Raw genomic sequence first — 3,389 nt, forward strand, 5'->3', positions numbered from 1 at the left:
GCTGGTCGATGTCGCCGTGCAGGAACTCGACCAGGACTTCGCTGTTGAGACTCACCCTTGGGGTGCGGACTTGGTCACCACGCTCAACGGAGCGACCGCGTTGCCCTCGGCCTCTCTAAGCATGCGCCGGAAGATTTCGTCGCGATGCACCGGAACGTCTCGAGGCGCGGCAATCCCCAGTTTGACCTGCCCGTCGCGGACCGACAGCACCGTCACCCGGACCGAGCTGCCGACCGACATCACCTCCGCTCCCTGCGTGTGAGTAGCAGCATACTCAGAGCTTCGGGGCGGACTGGTCGGGCGACCATTGCCAGAAGGTCGCGCCATAAGCGCTGTCTTCGAACTCCGGGAACACTTCACCCTGCTTGAAGTAGCGGCGGCTAGCCTGCTTGGCGGGGGTGAACCAATAGCCGACTCGCGGACAGAGCCTACCGGCCTCGATACGTGACTGCACGCCAGCCGATACCGCCGATTCGTCCTCGGGTTCTTCAAAGTCACCCTCGATCACTTCGACGTAGTACCACTTGCAGGGTCGCTTCATCCGGCCTTCGCTGGAGATGAAAATGGTTGCCCAAGTTGGATCGTTAAGATGCCTCTCGGGGTCGAAGCGTTTGCCGCGGGACTCCCGCACGAAGGCTTCAAACGCACCAAAATGACGTGCCTTAACGAAAGCGAGTAGACGTGGGCTGTCCTTCCACAGGTGCTCACGCCCTACCGCGTTGATCGCTTCTCGCCCAAGTGCATTGAAGGTCACGCAGTCATCGGGCGAGCCATCCCACTCGCCACCAGTCCAGCAGAACTGTAACGCGCCCGCAGGATCGTCTTGGGGAACGTATACACCGGTGCGAGGCGGCGCCCTACCCGTTACAGCCTCGACATCGGTGCGCACCCGGTAGCGGGGAATTCGCGGGAACAACTCGGAGTGGCGTGACACCCTCAGACTTTCAAACTCCGATTGCACGCCGTGCCAGATGTTGTAGAACGCACCATCGTCACGACTCTGCGGCCTTGTAATCGAGCCGTCGATGTAGCTCGCATACGTAAACACCGCATCGAAAGAGCGCTGAAAATGCTCCTCTTCCTCCGGCGTAGCCCAACGCATGGACAGTTCGCGGAGCTTGCCGGCGCAATTTTGTGCATCGCTACCGCAGTAGGACTCAATAGTGCGTTGTGCAATCATCCAAGTAACGGCTTGCTGCCACTCTACAAGTGCAGGAAACCCGTAGGTACTCCAATTTGCTGCGGTATCCCGCCCCCCCCAACGTTCACTGACCATGAGCCGGTCGCGGCCCTCGTCGATTGCTGTATCCAGCGTAACGTCAGAGCCCTTGATCAGCGCGTCAATCCGTTGCTTCAGTCCCTTCAAATAGTCCAGAGAGGTGAAGTGATACAGCAGGGTTGCCTGGCGCTTCTGCCATACGTTCAACTCGAACGTGGGCGACCGCCCCAAGGGGTTTCCATAAAGGTCCGTACTCATCTCTAACCTGCATTGGTGATTTGGCCCGGCAATGCCGGCAGGCCGATCCGGGCATCGCGCAGCTGCGGGTCGAAGTCCGTTGTCCCCCAACCGGTTTCATAGGGTCCCTTGATCCGGGGATCGTTGATCTCCTGCCGAATCTGGGTGTAGGCCTTCTGCTTGGCTGGTGACAACCTCTGAAACTCCTCGCGCGATAGACCGGGTGGATGCAGTTTCTCACCGTGGCCGCCGCCACGCATGTAGTAGCGCGTGGTGTCGAACTCGTTACCAGCCGGTTTGATGACGATCTGTTCCCAGCCGCCTTCAAGGTGCTTGCCGGGGAGTTGCTTGTCCTTTACCTGGCTGGACGCAGGTCCTTTCCACCCCTTCAGCACCTGCCCCTCGGGAACCTCCATGACCACGAACTGGCCGTTGGCGTTCCAGTCCGGCCAGACCGCAAGATGCTTGCGCCAAGCCGCCTTGGGGTCGGACGACTTCATGAGGTTATGGAACACGTCCTCACTGATCCAGCAGTCGCCCGCCGCTCCATTCCCAGGAGAAGTTATCCGGTACAAGCGAGCCGGGCCGACAATGTCGTGCGCTTCAATTTTATGGAATGAGCCGATGTTATCCGGCGTAAGCTTTGGATACCCATCCGCATAATCTAATGCAAGTCTTCTTTGCAAGCCGGGATCACTTGGATCCAACATCTCATGTGGCCCCGCCCCCTTGCTCAACCAACTCGGCGACGGCTCCGTCGTCCGCATCAGCGTCACGGCGCGGGCCTCGGGCAAGGTGCCACGGAAGTGCACGTTCCGCGTATCGACTATAGCGCCGCGTTGCAGCAGGTCCTCCAGATCCAACCGCCGGATGATGTGGTCAAGCACATCCTGCAATGGCCTGAGTGCGGCACCCATATGATTCCTCGCAGCCGCCCTGACCGCCTCAACCATTTCCAGGTACCCGCGGGCAGTGCCTCCCACGAACGGGATATTGTCTACCTTTTCCACCAGATTTCGGATCAGGCGAATGCCGCGATCAAAAGCCCTCAACAATGCGGGCAAGGTCACGTGTCCGCGAACCACTTTGATGAGCTTGGACAGGTCGCCGAAGATGTGGTCGCTTCGTAGCACGCCGCGCCAGTACTTCATCACCTCCCGCTTGCGCAAGAGGGTGATGACCCAGGTCATCGCCTCATCGACAGCCTTGGCAATCGCAGCCCCTCCCGTGCGCCGCACGAAGTTGAAGAACAACTTCAGCACGCCCTTGACCAACGAACCCAGGACAGGGATCAAGCCAACCAGTGTCAAGCCGAGCGTAACCCATGCCCACTTGTTGGACCTGTCTTCTTCGATCAGCTTGCAGTTGGCGATGAGGTCACGCACATCGCAGACCTGATCTACGCCAGGAATCATGGAGATCGCGCTATCAAACACAATTTGCCCGGTGCTTCGCTCTCCATTGAAATCGCCCTGTATCGCTTCCCAAAGCCAGACAAAGACGTTCTGAGCACCGTCGGTGATCTGCTGATGCGTTTCGGCGATGAATGCGATCGCCTCACGCAGCTGCTCAATGGAAACTGGCGGGACTTGATTGGGCAGAACCGGCTGGGGAGCACTCATTACGCAACCCTTTGCGTGTTTGCTTTGACAAGAATTTCTTCAAGCGCTGCGTGCGGCGAGTCCTCCTCGGGGACTCGCGGCTTGTATACGACCTTTTCGACTTCCTTTTTCTCTACATTCTCGTGATCAGCCCGCCCTTTCTCGTCCAACGTGCCGCTAATTACCGGACCATCGACAAAGTGGATTTCGTACTCTGCGCCGTCAATGGCATCGCCTGTCTCGGGGTCTAGATAATGGAGCCCGATCCAGTGTTGCTGCTCGGATGTACTCGCCGCCCCGTCCGGCAGCACCTCCAACCCCGCCGCTCCCTT

At 59.0% G+C, this 3,389-nt stretch carries 4 protein-coding genes; all 4 read right to left on the bottom strand.

All coding sequences use genetic code 11. The features are described from left to right. Nucleotides 1-51 precede the first annotated feature (51 nt). A complete protein-coding gene (locus N799_RS14965) occupies nt 52-240 on the bottom strand; it encodes a carbon storage regulator (RefSeq protein WP_425476997.1) in 189 nt (62 codons plus the stop codon). Between the two features lie 34 nt (nt 241-274). Beyond that, nucleotides 275-1,477, bottom strand: a complete 1,203-nt coding sequence (locus N799_RS15525) for a hypothetical protein (protein WP_152597985.1) — start codon at nt 1,475-1,477, stop codon at nt 275-277. A 2-nt stretch (nt 1,478-1,479) separates the two neighbouring features. After that, the gene (locus N799_RS13935; RefSeq protein WP_152597986.1) at nt 1,480-3,078 is read right to left on the bottom strand and encodes a hypothetical protein; all 1,599 of its coding nucleotides are present in this window, start codon (nt 3,076-3,078) and stop codon (nt 1,480-1,482) included. Continuing rightward, a partial coding sequence (locus N799_RS15530) for a hypothetical protein (RefSeq protein WP_203225061.1) occupies nt 3,078-3,389 on the bottom strand: 312 nt, incomplete at its 5' end. The genes N799_RS13935 and N799_RS15530, both read right to left, overlap by 1 nt.

It is taken from the genome of Lysobacter arseniciresistens ZS79, assembly GCF_000768335.1.
In the GTDB taxonomy this organism is placed as follows: Bacteria; Pseudomonadota; Gammaproteobacteria; order Xanthomonadales; family Xanthomonadaceae; genus Novilysobacter; species Novilysobacter arseniciresistens.

Bases quoted from the DNA above. Each gene is read 5' to 3' on its own strand.
- N799_RS15525 (WP_152597985.1), bottom strand. From the start codon at position 1,477: ATGAGTACGGACCTTTATGGAAACCCCTTGGGGCGGTCGCCCACGTTC.
- N799_RS14965 (WP_425476997.1), bottom strand. From the start codon at position 240: ATGTCGGTCGGCAGCTCGGTCCGGGTGACGGTGCTGTCGGTCCGCGAC.
- N799_RS13935 (WP_152597986.1), bottom strand. From the start codon at position 3,078: ATGAGTGCTCCCCAGCCGGTTCTGCCCAATCAAGTCCCGCCAGTTTCC.